Below are 20,548 nucleotides of genomic sequence, written 5' to 3' on the forward strand. Positions count from 1 at the left end.
CTATTCCCGCAGCTAAACCGCACGCGGAGAAAAGTTCCGCCGACAATTTGGGCAAACGGCCTGGTGAGTTCGTTGTTTCGACCGGTTTTAAGTTAATAAAATACGACTCTGATCATGTAATGAAAAAAAACAACATTTTTTAACGTCATTCCTCCCCGCTAGCGACAGCAGAGGGGTATATTCTTGCTAAAACGCCTGATGATTTCATCCATTAATGAAATCGTTTCCACTGATGAGCGCCCTGTTACCCATGAATATGCTGGAAAAAATCCAGTCCCGACTGGAACACCTTAGCAAATCCGAACGCAAAGTGGCGGAAGTCATTCTTGCTACGCCTGCTCAGGCCATTCATTCAAGCATTGCGGCCCTGGCGCTGGAGGCTGGCGTCAGCGAGCCTACCGTTAACCGTTTTTGCCGGAGCCTTGAAACCCGCGGCTTTCCCGATTTTAAGCTCCATCTGGCACAAAGCCTGGCGCACGGGACCCTCTATGTTAACCGCAATGTCGATGAAGACGACAGCGTAGAGTCCTACACCGGTAAAATATTTGAGTCGGCCATGGCCAGTTTAGATCAGGTCCACCATTCGCTCGACATGTCAGCGGTGAATCGGGCCGTCGATCTGTTAACCCAGGCCAAGAAAATTGCCTTCTTTGGCCTCGGTTCGTCAGCGGCTGTCGCCCATGACGCCATGAATAAATTTTTCCGTTTTAATGTCCCGGTCATCTATTCCGATGACATTGTCCTGCAACGCATGAGCTGTATGAATTGCGATGACGATGACGTGGTGGTGATTATCTCCCATACTGGACGGACGAAAAGTCAGGTCGAACTGGCGCAGCTGGCCCGTGAAAACGATGCCATGGTCATTGCCATTACCTCGCCAGGCACGCCGTTGGCCCGCGAGGCCACGTTATCGATTACCCTTGATGTCCCTGAAGATACGGATATCTACATGCCAATGGTTTCACGTCTTGCCCAGTTGACGGTCATTGACGTGCTGGCGACCGGTTTTACCCTCCGTCGTGGCGCTAAATTCAGAGATAACTTGAAGCGGGTCAAGGAAGCATTAAAGGAATCGCGTTTTGATAAAGAACTACCCGTACGCAGCGATAACCCATAAAACCTGATAATGAAGTAGTGACCTATTAGACCTTCGGTTTTGTCCCGGCACAGCGACTTTGCTGGCTGGCACCACCGATTCCATGTTCACGCAACACCAAAGTTGTTTTAGTCAACGGAGTATTACATGTCCAGAAGGCTTCGCAGAACCAAAATCGTAACGACCTTAGGCCCAGCCACCGATCGTGATAACAACCTCGAAAAGGTTATCGCCGCGGGTGCTAACGTAGTACGTATGAACTTCTCTCACGGTACCCCGGAAGATCACCAGATTCGCGCGGATAAAGTCCGCCAGATTGCGGCTAAACTGGGCCGCCATGTTGCGATCCTCGGTGACCTCCAGGGGCCGAAAATTCGCGTATCGACCTTCAAAGAAGGCAAAATTTTCCTCAATATCGGCGACAAATTCCTGCTGGACGCCGAGCTGGGTAAAGGTGAAGGCGATAAAGAACGCGTCGGTATTGATTATAAAGGCTTGCCAGCGGACGTTGTGCCGGGCGATATCCTGCTGCTGGACGACGGACGCGTACAGCTGAAAGTTATCGAAGTTCAGGGCCTGAAAGTGTTCACCGAAGTCACCGTCGGCGGCCCGCTGTCGAACAACAAAGGCATCAACAAACTGGGCGGTGGCCTCTCTGCGGAAGCGCTGACCGACAAAGACAAAGCCGACATCGTAACGGCGGCGAAAATTGGCGTCGATTACCTCGCCGTCTCCTTCCCGCGCTGCGGCGAAGACCTGAACTATGCCCGCCGTCTGGCGCGTGAAGCTGGTTGTGACGCCAAGATCGTCGCCAAAGTTGAACGTGCAGAAGCCGTGTGCGATCAGGACGCGATGGACGACGTGATTCTGGCCTCTGACGTGGTCATGGTGGCACGTGGTGACCTCGGCGTGGAAATCGGCGACCCGGAACTGGTCGGGATTCAGAAAGCCCTGATCCGCCGCGCCCGTCAGCTGAACCGTTCGGTAATCACCGCGACCCAGATGATGGAGTCGATGATCACCAACCCGATGCCAACCCGTGCGGAAGTCATGGACGTCGCGAACGCCGTCCTCGATGGTACCGATGCGGTAATGCTGTCTGCGGAAACGGCCGCTGGCCAGTACCCGTCAGAAACCGTCGCCGCGATGGCGCGCGTCTGCCTCGGCGCAGAGAAGATCCCAAGCCTCAACGTGTCCAAACACCGTCTGGATATCCAGTTCGATAACGTTGAAGAAGCGATCGCCATGTCTGCGATGTATGCGGCGAACCACCTGAAAGGGGTTACCGCTATCATCACCATGACCGAATCTGGCCGTACCGCACTGATGACTTCTCGCATCAGCTCCGGTCTGCCGATTTTTGCCCTCTCCCGCCACGAGCGCACCCTGAACCTGACCGCTCTGTACCGTGGCGTGACGCCGGTGCATTTCGACAGCACCAGTGACGGCGTTGCTGCGGCTCACGATGCGGTAATTCTGCTGCGCGATAAAGGCTACCTGGTCTCCGGCGACCTCGTTATCGTCACCCAGGGTGACGTAATGAGCACCATCGGCAGCACCAACACCACGCGTATCCTCACCGTCGAATAATATTCCGCTCGCGAAACGCCTGAAACCTGCCAGCATCACGCTGGCAGGTTTTTTTTGTTGAAAGATACGTGGAAGATTAATCACCTGCAGCCCGGCGAATCACACGATCCAGCTCATTAACAGCGTGGCGGCAATCACCGTTGAGGCCCCGCCGATGCGGGTGGCAATCTGTGCGAAAGGCATCAGCGACATGCGATTGGATGCCGAGAGTATCGCAACATCCCCGGTTCCCCCGAGACCGCTATGGCAGCTGGTGACGATAGCCGCTTCCACCGGATACATATTCAGCCGTGAGGCGATAAAAAAGCCGCTGAGCGCCATCGACAACACCACCGACCCGCACACCACGACATAGCCGACGGAGAAGACCGAAACCACGCTCTCCAGAGGCACATACAGCATGCCGAGCCCAATCATCAACGGCCAGACCAGCGCGGCAGAGACAAATTTGTAGCAGCTGTGCGCCCCCAGTTCCATCGCGGCGGGGATGACTTTGGTGTATTTACACAGTACCGCCGCCAGAATCATCAACACCGGGCCCGGAATGTGCAGCACCTTCTCCAGCAAGCCGCCAACGATGAAAAAGGCACAGATCATCAGCAGTCCGGCGCCCATCAGCTGGAAGTCGGTCGGTTGGCCACTCTGCGCCTGCGAGAAGACGCGGTTATCATCATGGCAGCGAATCAGCATGCCGTCGCCGGAAAGCTGCGGACGGCGTGCGCCGAGACGAGCCAGGAAGCCGGCGCAGATGATGGCAAAAATGTTCCCCACCACCGCGGCTGGCGCCAGCTGCGCGACATAGACATCCGGAGTCTGTCCGAGGATCGCCGAGTAGGCCAGCGACAGCGGCAGGATCCCTTCCCCGATACCGCCGCCAATAATCGGCACGATGATAAAGAAAAAGGTGTGATACAGGCTGTAGCCAAACAGGCTGCCCACCAGCAGCCCGGTGAATATCGCCGCTCCGGTTCCGACCACCAGCGGCACGAACATCCGCACCATTCCCTGAATCAGGATGGTTCTGTTCATGCCCAAAATACTGCCGACCACCAGACAGGCGATGACGAAATAGAGCAGATTGGCCTCTTTCATCAGCAGATGCACGGTGCCCAGGGTATGTGGGTCAAACACGCCAAAATAGACCAGCACCGACGGCATCATCAGGCACAGGATCGCCGGACCGCCGATATCTTTCAGCACCGGTACCATCCGCCCTATTTTGGCCAGCGCAAACCCTAAGGTCATGATGACCGCCAGCCCGCCGATCATATTCTTTGGCAACACTCCCGCCATGGACGCCACCACCACAATCGTGGCGATACCGACAAACAGGGTTAACGGCACGGCGCCGACGTCAACGTTCGAAAAAAACCGCGCGGTTTGCCCACTCGAGTGAGTTTTTTCAATCGGGTGGTTCAGTGAATTATTTTTCATATCTCACCTGCATTGTAATAGCTTGCGTAGGATCGGGGCGCAATATACCCGTCATACTTCACGTTGCATGAGCGTTGGCTTGACTCGTTATTCGGCCCATCCATGAGCCTCACCCTTATCAGGGCCGCTGCGCGCAGCGTTCAAATCTGTTCCAGACAGATTTGTCACCCCAGTCACTTACTTCAGTAAACTCCTGGAGATTCGTTGCGTCGCCGCCTGCAACTCAAATTATTTAGGGTATATAAAAAATCACGCCATTAAATAAAAATTGAAATAATAATTAAAAATGAAGTGCTTTTATAATTGAAACCATCAAAACGGTAACACAGGGTTTTGCTATTAAAAAGCCAACGTCCCGGTTACCTGTCGATTTTGTGACTGAGACAATAACTCGCTTTTAAGTAATTTAATTTATTGCTGTGAAGCTAAAGTTATCAGCAAGCAGGATTCTGTAGCACCTGCCATATAAAACAAGGCGTTATTCTCATCTGCGTTATTTGTAAGTAAAGTTCCTGACGCGAAATTATTTAAACACTGGCCACTGTGATGTCAATCACCTTTCAATTCTTATGGGATCGTTAAATTAAAAAACACAACCAACCCGACATTATAATTTCAGGATCACCTATGCCGACACTGCTACTACAATCATTGTTCCCGTTAGTTTTTATCATGCTGCTCGGCTGGCTCAGTGGTAAGTTAGGCTATACCCGCCGCGAAGATGCCTCGGTTTTAGCCACCGTCGTGATTCGGTTTGCCCTGCCGTTCCATCTTTTTATCGGGGCTTTGCATACCAACCCCGATAAAATTAAAAACTTCACCTTTATGGCGGTATTAGTCATTGGCCTGATGGGGTCTTATTTCCTCACCCTGGTGATCTCCCGCTACGTGTTTCGCCACGATATCAAAACCAGCGCCATTCAATCCCTGGTGTGCGCATTTCCTGATATGGCCTATTTCGGCGCGCCGGTGCTGGCGGTGCTGATCGGGCCAGAAGGGTTCCTCGGCGTGCTTATCGGCAATTTAATCACCAGCGTATTTATGATCCCGCTGACGATAATCCTGATTCGCATGGGGGACAACGATTCAGACGCGACCCAGCGTGTTCACGCCGGCACGCTAATCCTGCAAAACTTACTCAACGCCGTCAAAAACCCTATCGTCTGGATCCCTATTTCTGGTGTCCTGTTGAGTCTCGCCGGAGTCCAGCTGCCGCATATGCTCAGCATGCCGATTGAAATGGTCGGTAAAATTGCCGGCGGGCTGTCTTTATTTGCTCTGGGCTTGCTGTTCTACGGCGAACGTCCAACGCTGAATATCCAGACCTGCACCAACATCAGTATTAAAAACCTGATTCAGCCCGCCATGATGGCTGCCGCTGGCCTGGCCTTTGGCCTCAGCCACACGCTGATGCAGCAGGTGATTATTATCGGGGCGACCCCTTCAGCGATCGCCGCCGGTATGTTTGCCCTGCGCAGCGATACCTACATTGAATCCGCTTCATCCTCTATTTTGCTTGGCACCGCCATTGGCGTCGTTACCGAAGGCATCATGATTTACTTTATATCTTAAATATTGCGCCACACCCATATCAGCAAATACCCACGATATTATTTTTAAATAAGATTCAGGAGTCATAACATGTTAGTCACAGAAACCGTATACACTCCCTATAATGGTGCCGTCCTGCTGGAAAACCCGCTATTAAATAAAGGTCTGGCATTTACTGAAGGCGAACGTACGGCATTTAATTTACAGGGATTACTGCCGCATAATATCGAAACCATTGAAGAACAGACGGAACGCGCGTGGATGCAGTTTTGCCAGTTCAAACGCGATATTTCCCGGCATATTTATTTGCGAAATATTCAGGATACCAACGAGACGCTGTTTTATCATTTGCTGCGCGATCATATGAAAGAAATGCTGCCGGTGATTTACACCCCCACGGTGGGCGAAGCGTGCGAACACTTCTCGGAAATATATCGCCGCGGGCGCGGCCTGTTCATTTCCTGGCCGAACCGCCATCATATTGACGAGATGCTGCAAAGTTTTTCCCGCAACGACATCCAGGTGATTGTAGTCACCGACGGCGAACGCATTCTTGGCCTTGGCGATCAGGGTATTGGCGGAATGGGGATCCCCATCGGCAAGCTCTCTTTGTATACCGCCTGCGGCGGCATTCACCCCGCGTCGACGCTGCCCATCATGCTGGACGTTGGCACCAATAACGAGAAGCTGCTGGAAGACCCGCTGTATATGGGCTGGCGTCATCCACGAATCAACGACGACCAGTATATTGAATTTATGGATATGTTTGTCGATGCGGTGAAACAGCGCTGGCCGCACGTCCTGCTGCAGTTCGAAGATTTCGCCCAGAAGAACGCCAGCCGACTGCTTAACCGCTACCGCCACCAGCTGTGCTGCTTCAATGACGATATCCAGGGAACCGCCGCGGTCACTTCCGGTACGCTGATCGCCGCCGCCACCGCCGCGGGTACCCGCATGCGTGACCAGCGGGTGGTGTTCCTCGGGGGCGGTTCCGCCGGGTGCGGAATTGCCGAGAAAATCATTGCCCTGATGGTGGACGATGGCCTGACCGAGCGTGAAGCACGCAATAATATCTTCATGGTCGACCGTGCGGGACTGCTGACGGAGGAGACGCCCGACCTGCTCGATTTCCAGCAAGCCCTCATCACGCCGCGGGAAAACCTCGCCCACTGGGATACCGACGGTACCTCGCTGTCGCTGATGGATGTCGTGCGCAACGTCCAGCCAACCGTGCTCATTGGCGTCTCCGGCCAGCCGGGCCTGTTCAGTGAAGCGATCATCAAAGAGATGTACCGCCACTGCCCTCGCCCGATCGTGATGCCGCTCTCCAACCCCACCTCGCGTGCGGAAGCGCAGCCCCACGACCTTCTCGAATGGACTGAGGGAAATGCCTTAATTGCCACCGGCAGCCCGTTTGACGCGGTGGTGTATCAAGGGGAAACCCACGAGATTGCCCAGTGTAACAACGCCTACATTTTCCCGGGACTGGGGTTAGGCATCCTGGCGGCGAAGGCACAGCGCGTCACGGAAGCCATGCTCATCACCTGCAGTAAAACCCTTGCCGCTCATTCCCCATTAGTCACCACAGGGAAAGGCGGATTGCTTCCGCCGGTGGAGCAGATCGAGATGATTTCCAGAGCCATTGCCATGGACGTGGCTCGGGTAGCCCAGCAAGAAGGCGTCGCCCCCGACATCAGCGAAGAGCAGCTGGCCGTCAGTATCGATAAAACCTTCTGGCAAGCGCGCTATACCTCGTATAAACGCTCGGCGCTGTAACGCCCTACGTTAACCCTGCGGGAAGCGCCCGTGCTTCCCGCGAGTCCAAGGAACCGCGCATGTTCAATGTGCTTGTTGTTGATGATGATGCCATGGTCGCCGGGCTGAACCAGCTGTTTATCAGCCGGGTCGCCGACTTTCACTGCTGCGGCATCGCCTCGACGATTGGTGAAGCAGAGCAGATGCTGAACCAGTTACCGCAGATCGATCTGGTGCTGCTGGATGTCTATATGCAGCACCAAAATGGGCTCAGCCTGCTGCCTGTCCTGCGCGCCAGCGGCCGTCATATCGATACGATCATGATAACGTCCGCCGCCGATGCCTCGACCGTCCAGACAGCGATGCGCTACGGCGTGGTCGATTATTTGATTAAACCGTTTCAGTTTCCACGCTTTGAGGAGGCGCTGCTGACATGGCGCAAGCGCCATATGCTTCGGCAGGCTAAAAGCAGCTATGTGCAATCGGAGGTTGATGATTTACTGCGCAGCAGCCTGCCACGGCAGGAAGGCAACCGCCGGCTGCCAAAGGGGTTAACGCCGCAAACGCTGCGTCTGGTGTGCCGCTGGATTGATACGCATCAGGCACGCGACTTTTCAACCAATGAACTGGCTGCGGCACTGCTTATCTCGCGGGTATCGTGCCGCAAATATCTGATCTGGCTTGAACAGACGGGCATCCTCTATACCACCAACCACTATGGCATGACCGGTCGCCCGGAGTATCGTTACCAGCTGATCGGCGAGCATGTTGCCCTGCTCAGACAATACAGCCAATGAACCACGCAGGCCCATTGGCTGTTGTCGATGATGCCAACGACGTGGCATGCAGGTGCTATTTGTTTTTCGGATACAGCTCTTTGCGCTTATACGGTTCGGTTTCACCCGGCTTACGGGTCTTCAGCAGTTTGAGGATCCAGGTATATTGCTCGGTGTTCGGTTTGACGAAAATTTCCACCTCTTCGTTCATCCGCCGCGCAATCGTCCGATCGTCAGCCTCCAGCAGATCGTCCATCGGCGGGCGTACCAGCACCGTCAGGCGGTGGGTTTTACCATCATAGACCGGGAATAGCGGCACTACGCGGGCGCGGCAGACTTTCATCAGCCGGCCAATCGCCGGCAAGGTCGCTTTATAGGTTGCGAAGAAGTCGACGAACTCGCTGTGTTCTGCGCCGTGATCCTGATCGGGCAGATAGTAGCCCCAGTAGCCCTGGCGCACCGACTGAATAAAGGGTTTGATGCCGTCGTTACGGGCATGCATACGCCCACCGAAGCGGCGGCGAACGGTATTCCAGACATAGTCGAACACCGGGTTTCCCTGGTTATGGAACATCGCCGCCATTTTCTGGCCGCCTGATGCCATTAGCATTGCCGGAATATCCACGCCCCAGGCGTGCGGCACCAGGAAGATCACTTTCTCGTTATTGCGCTGCAGCTCGTCGATGATCTCTTTGCCCTGCCAGTCGACGCGGGAGAGAATTCGTTGCGGATCGCGCAGGCCCAGCTCGGCCATCATCACCATTGCCTGCGGTGCAGCCATATACATGTCATCAATGATGGCTTCGCGTTCTTCTTCGCTTTTTTCCGGGAAGCAGTACAGCAGGTTGATCTGCGCCCGACGGCGCGAGCTCTTCGCCAGTCGACCCACCGCACGCCCGAGTTTCCCGAGGATCGGATCGCGAAACGCGGGCGGCGTCAGGGCGATACCGGCAAACGCAAAGACCCCTAACCAGGCACCCCAGTAGCGCGGAAGTAAAAAGGATTTCTCAAATGTTGGAATAAATTCACTGTTATTTTTTTTCGTTTCCATGCCCAGTCCACAGCTGTACTAATAAGGGGGGAATCCCGTAAAACGGCATATCGCAGCCACCAGGCCGTAACCCGACGTATTCTGGATATAGTTTAGCGATACGATGGGGAACCTACAAAAGAAAAAGCCGGTGCGCAACGGGCACCGGCTTCGAGTGACGATGGCTTAGTCAAATCGCAGTTGCGGGATGACCTGTTTCACCTGCGCCAGGTAATCTGTGCGATCGGAACCGCTCAGGCCTTCTGTACGCGGCAGTTTCGCCGTCAGCGGGTTAACCGCCTGCTGGTTAATCCATACTTCATAGTGCAGATGCGGGCCGGTAGAGCGCCCGGTGTTGCCGGACAGCGCAATACGGTCGCCACGTTTAACTTTCTGTCCCGGTTTCACCAGCAGCTTACGCAGGTGCATATAGCGGGTGGTGTAGGTGCGACCATGACGCAGAGCGACATAGTACCCCGCCGCGCCGCTGCGCTTAGCGACCACGACTTCACCATCACCTACCGCGAGAACCGGCGTCCCCTGCGGCATCGCAAAATCAACGCCACGGTGTGGCGCGACACGCCCGGTTACCGGGTTCAGACGACGCGGGTTAAAGTTCGAAGAAACGCGGAACTGACGAGCCGTCGGGAAGCGCATAAAGCCCTTCGCCAGGCCGGTACCGTTACGGTCGTAGAACTTACCGTCTTCGGCGCGGATCGCGAAGTAATCCTTGCCGTCCGAGCGCAGACGCACGCCCAGCAGCTGGCTCTGCTCACGCTTGCCGTCAAGCATTTCGCGCGACATCAGTACCGAGAACTCATCGCCTTTTTTCAGCTTGCGGAAGTCCATCTGCCACTGCATTGCTTTAATCACCGCACTGACTTCGGTACTGGTCAGCCCTGCAGAACGCGCGCTGGCAACAAAGCTGCCACCGACGGTGCCTTTCAGCACGCTGTTGACCCAATCGCCGTTTTGCAGCTCACTGCTCATTTTGAAGCCATTTGCTACCCGGTTATAGGTGCGCGTTTCGCGGCGCGACATCTCCCAGGTCAGGCTCTGCAGATCGCCGTCGGCGGTGAGCGTCCACGACAGCTGTTGACCGATTTTCAGGTTACGCAACGCTTTGTCAGCAGAAGAGAGCTGGGCAATATCGCCCATATCAATGCCGTACTGGTTGAGGATGCTGCTCAGGGTATCGCCGGTGGAAACCACGTATTCATGGCCGTTGGCGTCGCTATCGGCTTTGTCGTCCAGCTCATCCTGAGGAATCGCCTCTTCTTCCTGCGGCGCCTGATCGATAGGTTCAGAAGCTTCCGGCAGCAGCGAGCGTATTTCGCTCTTTTCCAGCTCAATTGTCCTGACAATAGGGGCTGATTCCGGATGGTAGATGTAGGGTCGCCAGACGGCGACCGCTAATGTCAGTACGCTCAACGACCCCAGCATGACGCGGTGAGGTCGTGGCAAATTGTTGAATGCCTGAGTGACAGCACGGGCTATCTGTTGCACGTATTCACTTCCTCGTTAATCTCCTTTCAGGCAGCTCGAATACTGTTTCGCCAGTTGTTCCAGAAACTGCGGGTAACTATCTTTACCCAGCTTAATTCCTGTCCCTAACGGATCCAGAGTCCCCATACGCACAGAGGTGCCCCTGGCAACAGCTTCTATAACGGCTGGCCTGAACTGTGGCTCAGCAAAAACGCAAGTCGCTTTCTGCTCAACCAACTGTGTTCTGATTTCGTGTAAACGCTGCGCACCAGGCTGTATTTCAGGGTTAACGGTGAAATGACCAAGTGAAGTCAGACCGTAGTGTTTTTCAAAGTAGCCATAGGCATCATGAAAAACGAAATACCCTTTCCCTTTCAGCGGTGCGAGCTCGTTACTTACCTGTTTATCGGTCGCGGCTAATTGTGCCTCAAACGCGCTCAGGTTTGCGTCAAGCCTGGCTCGACTCTGGGGCATAAGTTCCAATAATTTATCGTGGATTGCAACCGCCGAAAGCCGCGCTATCTCTGGGGATAACCACAAATGCATATTGTAAATACCGTGATGGTGATCGCCGTCACTTTTTTCCCCTGCGCCGTGGTCGTGGCCGTGATCGTCATCATCATCATCTGCCCCTTTCATGAGCAGCGGTTTCACCCCATCCAGTTGCGCAATGGTCACCTTTTTATTCGGCGCAATGCTTTGCGTCGACTTATCCATAAACGCCTCCATTTCTGGACCAATCCAGACCACTAAGTCTGCGTTCTGTAAGCGTTTTGCATCGGAAGGTCGTAGAGAATAATCATGCTCTGATGCGCCGTCCGGCAGCAGTACCTGGGTCTCCGTGACCCCATCAGCGATAGCGGAAGCGATAAAGCCCAAAGGTTTCATCGAGGTAACCACAGCCGCGTTAGCGACGGAGGCGTGGGTGAACAAAAAAACGGCGCTAAGTCCAGCGCAAAGAAGCGTATTTTTATGTAACATAATGCGTCTAATCATCGTAATGAACAAGAAAGATGTGATATTATAACATTCACTGACTTGTGCAACTCCTAATTTGACATGACTAATCTTGTAACGCTGGAAAACGTCTCGGTCGCCTTCGGCCAACGGCGCGTACTGTCTGACATTTCGCTGACCCTAAAACCCGGCAAAATTTTGACCTTACTCGGCCCCAATGGTGCCGGAAAATCGACCCTTGTGCGGGTGGTTCTTGGACTGGTAGCACCGACCGACGGTGTTATCAAGCGCGAGAGTCATCTGCGCATTGGCTACGTCCCGCAAAAATTACATCTTGACGCCACGATGCCGCTGACCGTCAGCCGGTTTTTGCGTTTGCGCCCTGGTACGCATAAGCAGGATATCCTGCCGGCGCTGAAACGAGTCCAGGCCGGGCATCTGATTGAAGCCCCGATGCAAAAGCTCTCCGGTGGCGAAACCCAACGCGTGCTGTTAGCCCGTGCGCTGCTGAATCAGCCGCAGCTGCTGGTGCTCGATGAGCCAACCCAGGGGGTTGATGTGAACGGTCAGGTCGCCCTGTACGATCTGATTAACCAGTTGCGCCAGGAGCTTGATTGCTCGGTGCTGATGGTCTCTCACGACCTGCATCTGGTGATGGCGAAAACCGATGAGGTGCTGTGCCTGAATCAGCACATTTGCTGCTCCGGTACGCCGGAAGTGGTCTCCATGCATCCGCAGTTTATCTCGATGTTTGGTCAGCGCGGTGCGGAACAGCTGGGTATTTACCGCCATCACCATAATCACCGCCATGACCTGCAGGGGCGGATTGTACTGCGTCGGGGAAATGAGCGCTGATGATTGAATTACTGTTACCCGGCTGGCTGGCCGGGATGATGCTCGCCTGTGCGGCTGGCCCGCTGGGATCGTTTGTGGTCTGGCGCCGCATGTCTTATTTCGGCGATACCCTGGCCCATGCCTCTTTGCTGGGCGTGGCCTTCGGCTTGCTGCTGAACGTTAACCCGTTTTATGCGGTGATCGCTGTCACTCTGATGCTGGCGGCGGGCCTGGTGTGGCTGGAAAAGCGCCCACATCTGGCGCTCGATACGTTGCTGGGGATTATGGCGCACAGCGCGCTGTCGCTGGGCCTGGTGGTGGTCAGTCTGATGTCGAATATCCGCGTCGACCTGATGGCCTACCTGTTTGGTGATTTGCTGGCGGTGACGCCGGATGATTTGATCGCTATCGCTATCGGCGTGGTGATCGTGCTGGCGATCCTGCTGTGGCAATGGCGCAACCTGCTGTCAATGACCATCAGTCCTGACCTGGCGTTTGTCGATGGCGTGAAGCTGCAGCGGGTGAAATTGCTGTTGATGCTGGTTACCGCATTGACCATTGGTGTGGCGATGAAATTCGTCGGTGCATTGATTATTACCTCGCTGCTGATTATTCCGGCAGCAACGGCACGTCGCTTTGCCCGCACGCCGGAACAAATGGCCGGTGTTGCCGTTGGCGTTGGGATGGTGGCGGTTACCGGAGGGCTGACCTTCTCGGCCTTTTATGACACCCCTGCCGGTCCGTCGGTGGTACTGTGCGCTGCGCTGTTGTTTGTCTTCAGCATGATGAAGAAAAACAGCGCCTGAACCCGCAGCTTTCCCCGGTAGCACTGGTGCTTACCGGGGAATTAATACTGATTTTTCCGGCCTTATGGCATCTCGGGTGGCGTGATGCCGAAGTGGTTCCAGGCGCGTACCGTCGCCATTCGGCCACGCGGTGTACGCTGTAAAAAGCCTTGCTGAATCAGATACGGCTCAAGAACGTCCTCGATAGTTTCCCGCTCTTCACCAATCGCCGCCGCCAGGTTATCCAGGCCGACGGGACCGCCAAAGAACTTATCGATTACCGCCAGCAGCAGCTTACGGTCCATGTAATCGAACCCTTCGGCATCGACATTCAGCATATCCAGCGCCTGAGCGGCAATGTCCATTGAGATGCTGCCATCGTGGCGCACTTCGGAAAAGTCACGAACCCGGCGCAGCAGACGGTTGGCTATACGCGGCGTACCGCGCGCGCGACGTGCCACTTCCAGTGCCCCTTCATCGCTCATTTCCAGCCCCATATGCCGGGCGCTGCGGCTCACGATATGCTGCAGGTCAGCCACCTGATAGAACTCGAGGCGCTGGACGATCCCGAAGCGGTCACGCAGCGGCGACGTCAATGACCCCGCGCGCGTGGTGGCACCAATCAAGGTAAACGGTGGCAGATCGATTTTGATAGAACGCGCCGCCGGCCCTTCACCGATCATGATATCCAGCTGGTAGTCTTCCATCGCCGGATACAATACCTCTTCCACCACCGGGGAAAGACGGTGAATTTCATCAATAAACAGCACGTCATGGGGTTCGAGATTGGTCAGCATAGCGGCCAGGTCACCCGCTTTCTCCAGCACCGGGCCAGAGGTGGTGCGCAGATTAACGCCCATCTCGTTGGCAACGATGTTGGCCAGCGTGGTTTTCCCCAGCCCCGGAGGACCAAAGATCAGCAGGTGATCGAGGGCATCGCCGCGCAGTTTTGCCGCCTGGATGAAGATCTCCATTTGCGAACGCACCTGCGGTTGCCCGACATATTCTGCCAGCAATTTAGGGCGGATTGCGCGATCGGCCGACTCTTCAAACCCGGTGCTGTCTGCCGATACCAGCCTGTCTGCTTCAATCATCCCTTACCTCACAACGCGGCGCGGAGCGCTTCGCGAATTAGCGTTTCACTGTTGGCATCCGGACGGGCGATTTTGCTCACCATCCGGCTGGCCTCTTGAGGTTTATAGCCCAGCGCCACCAGCGCAGCAACCGCTTCCTGCTCGGCGTCATCATCAGACGGACCGGCCGGCGAAGTCAGCACCAGATCGGCGGCTGGCGTAAACAGGTCGCCATGCAGGCCTTTAAAGCGATCTTTCATTTCGACGATCAGGCGCTCTGCGGTTTTCTTACCGATGCCCGGCAGTTTCACCAGCGCCGCCAGCTCTTCGCGTTCGACGGCGTTGACAAACTGCTGCGCCGACATGCCGGAGAGGATCGCCAGCGCCAGTTTTGGCCCGACGCCGTTGGTTTTAATCAGTTCTTTAAACAGGGTGCGCTCCTGTTTGTTATTAAAGCCATACAGAAGCTGCGCATCTTCGCGAACGACAAAGTGGGTAAAGACGATAGCCTCGTTGCCCACTTCCGGCAGTTCATAAAAACAGGTCATCGGCATATGAACTTCATAGCCCACGCCTCCCGTTTCCAGTAAGACCAGCGGGGGTTGTTTTTCGAGAACGATGCCTCTGAGTCTGCCTATCACATGGTGCTCCTGCGTTAAGGGCTAAAGTATCTGCGGTATCATAAAAAAAGGCTGGATAAATATCCAGCCTGATTTGAGGTTATCGTAGGCGTCCACGCGCCAGATTGAGCCGCGTCTCGCTGATTTGAGCCGCATTCTGACTGACGTGGCAGTGGGTAATGGCAATCGCCAGGGCATCCGCCGCATCCGCCTGGGGATTGGCGGGAAGCTTAAGCAACGTGCGCACCATGTGCTGCACCTGACTCTTTTCCGCGCTACCGATACCTACCACGGTTTGCTTCACCTGTCGCGCGGCATACTCAAAGACCGGCAGGTCCTGATTTGTCGCCGCAACAATCGCCACACCGCGTGCCTGCCCCAGCTTCAACGCTGAGTCGGCGTTTTTCGCCATAAACACCTGTTCAATGGCGAAATAATCCGGCTGGAACTGGGTGATGATTTCCGTCACGCCAGCATAAATCAGCTTCAGTCGCGACGGCAGGTCGTCAACTTTGGTGCGGATACAGCCGCTGCCAAGGTAACTTAACTGCCGCCCGACCTGGCGGATAACGCCATAGCCGGTGATGCGCGAGCCCGGGTCAATGCCGAGAATAATAGCCATCACGCCTCTCCGGTAATAACTAACTCCTGAGATCCTGAATATTTCAGTTCACAGCCAGACGACCACCCGGCGAATCCCCTGCAACGTAGATTAACTACGTGACCGGGGACAACGAGGAGAGCCGACACCGCTGTGGGCTGAAAGATTACGGGAATCACAGCGTTGCGGCGACCTCATCAGAGATCTCGCCGTTGTGATACACTTCCTGCACGTCGTCGCAATCTTCCAGCATATCGATCAGACGCAGCAGTTTCGGCGCGGTTTCCGCATCCATATCGGCTTTCGTCGATGGGATCATGGAGACTTCCGCAGCGTCCGCTTTCAGCCCAGCGGCTTCCAGCGCGTCACGTACGCTACCCATCTCTTCCCATGCGGTATAGACGTCGATCGCGCCGTCGTCATAGGTCACCACGTCTTCAGCACCGGCTTCCAGCGCCGCTTCCATGATCACGTCTTCATCGCCAGCTTCAAAAGAGATAACCCCTTTTTTGCTAAACAGATAGGCCACGGAACCATCGGTGCCAAGATTGCCGCCGGTTTTGGTGAACGCGTGACGCACTTCGGCAACGGTACGGTTGCGGTTATCACTCAGACATTCAACCATGACCGCGGTGCCGCCAGGGCCGTAACCTTCATAGATGATGGTTTCCATGTTCGCGTCGTCATCGCCACCGACACCACGCGCGATCGCACGGTTCAGGGTGTCACGCGTCATGTTGTTGGACAGCGCTTTATCGACAGCCGCGCGCAGACGTGGGTTAGAGGCGATGTCGCCGCCGCCCAGACGTGCAGCGGTAACCAGCTCACGAATGATTTTAGTAAAGATCTTACCGCGCTTCGCATCCTGTGCTGCTTTGCGGTGCTTGGTGTTGGCCCATTTACTGTGACCTGCCATAAATAATATCTCCAAAAAAGCCTTTTCCCGACCGCTAAAAGTCCGGGGAAAATTAGTTGGCGTTAATTACAAATTCTTCAATCGCCTGCCGGTTGCTCCACGACTTGGTTAATGCGGCGGCTTCCGTCGCATTAACCCAGCGGTAATCCAGGTGCTCAGTAAAGACAATCTGGCGTTCATGCGGGAGCGCAAGACTGAACCAATATTCAGTATTGCGCTCAACGCCCGGCGCGTAGCGATGACGTAAATGCGAAAATATTTCGAAATCCACCGTGCGCTGACAGTCAATTAAGGTCAGTTGCTCGTGAGCAACGTCAATTGCGACCTCTTCCTTTACTTCACGCACGGCGGCTTGCGCTGCGCTCTCCCCCGCTTCCAGACTGCCGGTAACCGACTGCCAGAAAGCAGGATCGTCGCGTCGCTGCAACATCAGCACCCGCTTTGTATCTTCGGCATAAATGACCACCAGAACAGAAACGGGAAGCTTGAATGACATCTTACTTATTCTCCGGAGACTCTTTTGTCTCTTTCGCCACAACCTGGATACCTAACTCACCCAGAGACGCAGGATTCGCGAAGCTCGGCGCTTCCGTCATCAAACAGGCCGCTGCCGTGGTTTTCGGGAAGGCGATAACGTCACGGATGTTGTCGGTACCGGTCAGCAGCATGGTCAGACGGTCCAGACCGAAGGCCAGGCCGGCGTGCGGCGGAGTGCCGTACTTCAGGGCGTCGAGCAGGAAGCCAAACTTCTCACGCTGTTCTTGTTCATTAATGCCAAGAATGCCGAAGACGGTCTGCTGCATGTCGCCGCTGTGAATACGTACGGAACCGCCGCCCACTTCGTAGCCGTTGATAACCATATCGTAAGCGTTCGCAATCGCGGTTTCCGGTGCCGCTTTCAGTTCGTCCGCGGTCATGTCTTTCGGCGAGGTGAACGGGTGGTGCATCGCGGTCAGGCCGCCTTCACCATCGTCTTCGAACATCGGGAAGTCGATAACCCACAGCGGCGCCCATTTGGCTTCGTCGGTGATGCTCAGGTCTTTACCCAGCTTCAGACGCAGCGCGCCTAGCGCATCGGCAACCACTTTCTTGTTGTCGGCGCCGAAGAAAATCATGTCGCCATCCTGAGCCGCGGTACGCTCAAGGATTGCTTCAACGATCTCAGCGTTGAGGAATTTCGCCACCGGGCTGTTGATGCCTTCGAGGCCTTTCGCGCGCTCGTTGACTTTCATGTAGGCCAGGCCTTTGGCGCCGTAGATCTGCACGAACTTGCCGTATTCATCAATCTGCTTACGGGTCAGTGCAGCCCCACCCGGAACGCGCAGCGCGGCAACGCGGCCTTTGGCGTCGTTCGCCGGGCCGGAGAAGACCGCAAACTCAACCGCTTTCACCAGATCGGCAATATCGACCAGCTCCATCGGGTTACGCAGATCCGGTTTATCAGAACCGTAACGGCGCTCGGCTTCGGCAAAGGTCATGATCGGGAACGCGCCCAGATCGACACCTTTGACGTCCAGCCACAGTTGATGCACCAGCGCTTCCATCACTTCACGCACCTGCGGCGCGGTCATAAAGGAAGTCTCGACGTCGATCTGGGTGAATTCCGGCTGACGGTCAGCACGCAGGTCTTCGTCACGGAAGCATTTTACGATCTGATAGTAGCGGTCAAAACCGGACATCATCAGCAACTGTTTGAACAGCTGCGGAGACTGCGGCAGCGCGTAGAATTTTCCTTTATGAACGCGGGACGGCACCAGGTAATCACGCGCGCCTTCCGGCGTGGCTTTGGTCAGCATCGGCGTTTCGATGTCGAGGAAGCCGTGATCGTCCATAAAGCGACGCACGAAGCTGGTGATTTTGGCGCGCGTCTTCAGGCGATTAGCCATTTCCGGACGACGCAGGTCGAGATAGCGGTACTTCAGACGCGCTTCTTCGGTGTTAACGTGGTTGGAATCCAGCGGCAGTGATTCTGAACGGTTGATGATAACCAGGTCAGACGCCAGCACTTCGATTTCGCCGGTCGCCATATCGGCGTTGACGTTTTTCGCATCACGCGCACGCACGGTGCCGGTGACTTTAATGCAAAACTCATTACGCAGTTCGGAAGCCAGCTTTAAGGCTTCGGCCGTGTCCGGATCGAAGAACACCTGCACGATGCCTTCGCGGTCACGCATATCGATGAAGATAAGGCTGCCGAGGTCACGGCGGCGGTTGACCCAACCACACAGAGTCACCTGCTGCCCGACGTGGGACTGACGCAGCTGCCCGCAATATTCTGTACGCATGAGATATCCCTTAACTTAGCCGCAGGCGGATTGTTGCCTGCCTCGCAGGCGACGGAGTCGCAGCTTTAGCTGAATGTCACAACTGAATGTGTCACAACTGAATGAAAAAAGGCGGTCATTATAATGGAATTTCCGCCGCACGATAAGCCCGACGCAGTTTGTACGCTGCTTTGCTGTACGCTTATTGTCCGTGCTCACAAAAATTAACAATAATTGTTAGCCAAAAGCGCGTTCGGCAACGGTATTGTAACGGGCAAACGACATAACAAGATACGGGGTTACCATGTTAGAACTCAATGCGAAAAAAACCGCTCTCGTTGCCATCGACCTGCAGGAAGGCATTCTGCCTTTTGCCGGTGGGCCACACCGCGCTGAGGACGTCGTTACGCGTTCAGCCCGCCTGGCGGAAAAATGCCGTGAGCTGGGAGCGCCGGTGATTCTGGTGCGCGTTGGCTGGTCCAATGATTTCGCCGAAGCGCTGAAGCAACCGGTTGACGCCCAGACCGGCGCACACGCGCTGCCGGAGAACTGGTGGAGCTGGCCGGCTGCATTAGGCAAACAGGACAGTGATATTGAGGTCACCAAACGCCAGTGGGGCGCCTTCTATGGCACCGATCTCGAGCTGCAGCTGCGCCGTCGCGGCATCGACACCATTATCCTCTGCGGTATCGCCACCAATATCGGCGTGGAATCCACCGCCCGTAATGCCTGGGAGCTGGGCTTCAACCTGGTTATCGTTGAAGATGCCTGCAGCGCGCCGTCTGCGGAACAACATCAGGGCAGCATGACGAATATCTTCCCGCGTATTGCCCGGGTGCGCAGCACTGAGGATGTCCTCGCCGCCTTATGATCTATATTGGGCTCCCGCAATGGTCGCACCCGAAATGGGTGCGGCTGGGCATCACCAGTCTTGAAGACTACGCTCGCCACTTCAATTGCGTGGAAGGCAATACCACGCTGTACGCCCTGCCCAAAGCCGACATTGTCAGCCGCTGGTACGAACAAACCAGCGATAATTTTCGCTTCTGTTTCAAGTTCCCCGCCACGATTTCACATCAGGCGGCCCTGCGAGATTGCGATGATTTAACCCTCGAGTTTTTTTCACGCCTGGCGCCGCTGGCGTCGCGCATTGGCCAGTTCTGGTTACAGCTGCCCGCCACCTTTGGCCCCACGGATCTGCCTGCGCTGTGGCAGTTCCTCGACAGTTTACCGACAGCGTTCACCTACGGCGTCGAGGTCCGACATCCGCAATTCTTCGCCAAAGGCGAGGCCGAGCAGGCGCTCAATCGCGGACTGCATCAACGCAATGTCAATCGCGCGATCCTCGACAGTCGCCCGGTACATAGCGCCATCGCGCGCAACCCGGCGATGGTCGATGCGCAACGTAAAAAACCCAAATTGCCGGTTCATGCCGTGGTGACCGGCGGCAATCCGCTGGTGCGCTTTATTGCCAGCGACGACATGACGCAAAGTCAGCGCTTGTTTGAATCCTGGCTACCAACGCTGGCCAAATGGCGCCAGACGACAACGCCCTTCTTGTTTCTCCATACGCCGGACATCGCCCAGGCGCCGGAGCTGGTCAATACGCTGTGGGGGGATTTACGCCGGACGTTGCCCGAGGTAGGCGATGCACCGTCAATTCCGCAGCAAACCTCTCTTTTCTGATATCCTGCTATGCTAATCGAAGTCATCGATGCCCTAAATAATTCAAGTTGCGTTGCCGCCGACAAGCAAGCATCTTGAAGGGTCGAAGGTAT

At 55.4% G+C, this 20,548-nt stretch carries 19 protein-coding genes; 9 read left to right on the forward strand and 10 right to left on the reverse strand.

Annotated features, from left to right (window positions below; genetic code table 11):
- Positions 1-214 precede the first annotated feature (214 nt).
- Both EDF82_RS07460 and pyk read left to right on the forward strand, forming a co-directional pair.
- Positions 215-1,120: a MurR/RpiR family transcriptional regulator gene (locus tag EDF82_RS07460; protein ID WP_174508033.1), complete on the forward strand. Its 906-nt coding sequence runs from the start codon at positions 215-217 to the stop codon at positions 1,118-1,120.
- A gap of 126 nt (positions 1,121-1,246) precedes the next feature.
- On the forward strand, positions 1,247-2,689 hold the full coding sequence (gene pyk, locus EDF82_RS07465; protein WP_123754904.1) for a pyruvate kinase: 1,443 nt from the start codon (positions 1,247-1,249) through the stop codon (positions 2,687-2,689).
- A 99-nt stretch (positions 2,690-2,788) separates the two neighbouring features.
- Here pyk and EDF82_RS07470 read toward each other — a convergent pair whose 3' ends face one another.
- Positions 2,789-4,123, reverse strand: coding sequence for a 2-hydroxycarboxylate transporter family protein (locus tag EDF82_RS07470; protein WP_123754905.1), 1,335 nt, complete (start codon positions 4,121-4,123; stop codon positions 2,789-2,791).
- Positions 4,124-4,750: 627 nt separating this feature from the next.
- On the opposite strand from EDF82_RS07470, the gene EDF82_RS07480 reads away from it, so the two are divergent.
- From EDF82_RS07480 to dcuR, 3 genes are all read left to right on the forward strand, one after another.
- The gene (locus EDF82_RS07480) at positions 4,751-5,695 is read left to right on the forward strand and encodes an AEC family transporter (protein WP_123754906.1); all 945 of its coding nucleotides are present in this window, start codon (positions 4,751-4,753) and stop codon (positions 5,693-5,695) included.
- A 69-nt stretch (positions 5,696-5,764) separates the two neighbouring features.
- A complete protein-coding gene (locus EDF82_RS07485) occupies positions 5,765-7,450 on the forward strand; it encodes an NAD-dependent malic enzyme (RefSeq protein ID WP_123754907.1) in 1,686 nt (561 codons plus the stop codon).
- A 59-nt stretch (positions 7,451-7,509) separates the two neighbouring features.
- Positions 7,510-8,226, forward strand: a complete 717-nt coding sequence (gene dcuR, locus EDF82_RS07490; protein WP_123754908.1) for a two-component system response regulator DcuR — start codon at positions 7,510-7,512, stop codon at positions 8,224-8,226.
- A gap of 55 nt (positions 8,227-8,281) precedes the next feature.
- Here dcuR and lpxM read toward each other — a convergent pair whose 3' ends face one another.
- From lpxM to znuA, 3 genes are all read right to left on the reverse strand, one after another.
- The gene (gene lpxM / locus EDF82_RS07495; protein ID WP_123754909.1) at positions 8,282-9,256 is read right to left on the reverse strand and encodes a lauroyl-Kdo(2)-lipid IV(A) myristoyltransferase; all 975 of its coding nucleotides are present in this window, start codon (positions 9,254-9,256) and stop codon (positions 8,282-8,284) included.
- Between the two features lie 165 nt (positions 9,257-9,421).
- Positions 9,422-10,741 carry a murein DD-endopeptidase MepM gene (mepM, locus tag EDF82_RS07500; protein WP_123754910.1) on the reverse strand — a complete coding sequence of 440 codons (1,320 nt, stop codon included), beginning with the start codon at positions 10,739-10,741 and terminating at the stop codon, positions 9,422-9,424.
- A gap of 15 nt (positions 10,742-10,756) precedes the next feature.
- A complete protein-coding gene (gene znuA, locus EDF82_RS07505) occupies positions 10,757-11,701 on the reverse strand; it encodes a zinc ABC transporter substrate-binding protein ZnuA (RefSeq protein WP_123755506.1) in 945 nt (314 codons plus the stop codon).
- A gap of 78 nt (positions 11,702-11,779) precedes the next feature.
- On the opposite strand from znuA, the gene znuC reads away from it, so the two are divergent.
- Both znuC and znuB read left to right on the forward strand, forming a co-directional pair.
- Complete coding sequence (gene znuC / locus EDF82_RS07510; protein WP_123754911.1) at positions 11,780-12,532, forward strand: zinc ABC transporter ATP-binding protein ZnuC; 753 nt, start codon at positions 11,780-11,782, stop codon at positions 12,530-12,532.
- Entirely contained in the window at positions 12,532-13,317 is a 786-nt protein-coding gene (gene znuB, locus EDF82_RS07515; RefSeq protein WP_123754912.1) for a zinc ABC transporter permease subunit ZnuB, read from the forward strand. Before znuC ends, znuB begins: the two co-directional genes overlap by 1 nt.
- Before the next feature lie 62 nt (positions 13,318-13,379).
- Here znuB and ruvB read toward each other — a convergent pair whose 3' ends face one another.
- From ruvB to aspS, 6 genes are all read right to left on the reverse strand, one after another.
- On the reverse strand, positions 13,380-14,390 hold the full coding sequence (ruvB, locus tag EDF82_RS07520; protein ID WP_123754913.1) for a Holliday junction branch migration DNA helicase RuvB: 1,011 nt from the start codon (positions 14,388-14,390) through the stop codon (positions 13,380-13,382).
- An 8-nt stretch (positions 14,391-14,398) separates the two neighbouring features.
- Complete coding sequence (ruvA, locus tag EDF82_RS07525) at positions 14,399-15,010, reverse strand: Holliday junction branch migration protein RuvA (protein WP_123754914.1); 612 nt, start codon at positions 15,008-15,010, stop codon at positions 14,399-14,401.
- A 79-nt stretch (positions 15,011-15,089) separates the two neighbouring features.
- Entirely contained in the window at positions 15,090-15,611 is a 522-nt protein-coding gene (ruvC, locus tag EDF82_RS07530) for a crossover junction endodeoxyribonuclease RuvC (protein ID WP_004864044.1), read from the reverse strand.
- Positions 15,612-15,765: 154 nt separating this feature from the next.
- Positions 15,766-16,506: a YebC/PmpR family DNA-binding transcriptional regulator gene (locus EDF82_RS07535; RefSeq protein WP_123754915.1), complete on the reverse strand. Its 741-nt coding sequence runs from the start codon at positions 16,504-16,506 to the stop codon at positions 15,766-15,768.
- 52 nt (positions 16,507-16,558) lie between these two features.
- The gene (nudB, locus tag EDF82_RS07540) at positions 16,559-17,002 is read right to left on the reverse strand and encodes a dihydroneopterin triphosphate diphosphatase (protein WP_123754916.1); all 444 of its coding nucleotides are present in this window, start codon (positions 17,000-17,002) and stop codon (positions 16,559-16,561) included.
- A 1-nt stretch (position 17,003) separates the two neighbouring features.
- Entirely contained in the window at positions 17,004-18,791 is a 1,788-nt protein-coding gene (gene aspS, locus EDF82_RS07545; RefSeq protein ID WP_123754917.1) for an aspartate--tRNA ligase, read from the reverse strand.
- A 283-nt stretch (positions 18,792-19,074) separates the two neighbouring features.
- Here aspS and EDF82_RS07550 point away from each other — a divergent pair, with 283 nt between their 5' ends.
- The gene (locus EDF82_RS07550; protein ID WP_123754918.1) at positions 19,075-19,641 is read left to right on the forward strand and encodes a hydrolase; all 567 of its coding nucleotides are present in this window, start codon (positions 19,075-19,077) and stop codon (positions 19,639-19,641) included.
- Positions 19,638-20,456, forward strand: a complete 819-nt coding sequence (locus EDF82_RS07555; RefSeq protein WP_123754919.1) for a DUF72 domain-containing protein — start codon at positions 19,638-19,640, stop codon at positions 20,454-20,456. Before EDF82_RS07550 ends, EDF82_RS07555 begins: the two co-directional genes overlap by 4 nt.
- Positions 20,457-20,548: the final 92 nt, after the last annotated feature.

Origin of the sequence: Klebsiella sp. BIGb0399 (genome assembly GCF_003752615.1) — a bacterium.
Taxonomy (GTDB): domain Bacteria; phylum Pseudomonadota; class Gammaproteobacteria; order Enterobacterales; family Enterobacteriaceae; genus Klebsiella; species Klebsiella lignicola.

Bases quoted from the DNA above. Each gene is read 5' to 3' on its own strand.
- EDF82_RS07460 (WP_174508033.1), top strand. From the start codon at position 215: ATGAAATCGTTTCCACTGATGAGCGCCCTGTTACCCATGAATATGCTG.
- pyk (WP_123754904.1), top strand. From the start codon at position 1,247: ATGTCCAGAAGGCTTCGCAGAACCAAAATCGTAACGACCTTAGGCCCA.
- EDF82_RS07470 (WP_123754905.1), bottom strand. From the start codon at position 4,123: ATGAAAAATAATTCACTGAACCACCCGATTGAAAAAACTCACTCGAGT.
- EDF82_RS07480 (WP_123754906.1), top strand. From the start codon at position 4,751: ATGCCGACACTGCTACTACAATCATTGTTCCCGTTAGTTTTTATCATG.
- EDF82_RS07485 (WP_123754907.1), top strand. From the start codon at position 5,765: ATGTTAGTCACAGAAACCGTATACACTCCCTATAATGGTGCCGTCCTG.
- dcuR (WP_123754908.1), top strand. From the start codon at position 7,510: ATGTTCAATGTGCTTGTTGTTGATGATGATGCCATGGTCGCCGGGCTG.
- lpxM (WP_123754909.1), bottom strand. From the start codon at position 9,256: ATGGAAACGAAAAAAAATAACAGTGAATTTATTCCAACATTTGAGAAA.
- znuA (WP_123755506.1), bottom strand. From the start codon at position 11,701: ATGTTACATAAAAATACGCTTCTTTGCGCTGGACTTAGCGCCGTTTTT.
- znuC (WP_123754911.1), top strand. From the start codon at position 11,780: ATGACTAATCTTGTAACGCTGGAAAACGTCTCGGTCGCCTTCGGCCAA.
- znuB (WP_123754912.1), top strand. From the start codon at position 12,532: ATGATTGAATTACTGTTACCCGGCTGGCTGGCCGGGATGATGCTCGCC.
- ruvB (WP_123754913.1), bottom strand. From the start codon at position 14,390: ATGATTGAAGCAGACAGGCTGGTATCGGCAGACAGCACCGGGTTTGAA.
- ruvC (WP_004864044.1), bottom strand. From the start codon at position 15,611: ATGGCTATTATTCTCGGCATTGACCCGGGCTCGCGCATCACCGGCTAT.
- EDF82_RS07535 (WP_123754915.1), bottom strand. From the start codon at position 16,506: ATGGCAGGTCACAGTAAATGGGCCAACACCAAGCACCGCAAAGCAGCA.
- nudB (WP_123754916.1), bottom strand. From the start codon at position 17,002: ATGTCATTCAAGCTTCCCGTTTCTGTTCTGGTGGTCATTTATGCCGAA.
- aspS (WP_123754917.1), bottom strand. From the start codon at position 18,791: ATGCGTACAGAATATTGCGGGCAGCTGCGTCAGTCCCACGTCGGGCAG.
- EDF82_RS07550 (WP_123754918.1), top strand. From the start codon at position 19,075: ATGTTAGAACTCAATGCGAAAAAAACCGCTCTCGTTGCCATCGACCTG.
- EDF82_RS07555 (WP_123754919.1), top strand. From the start codon at position 19,638: ATGATCTATATTGGGCTCCCGCAATGGTCGCACCCGAAATGGGTGCGG.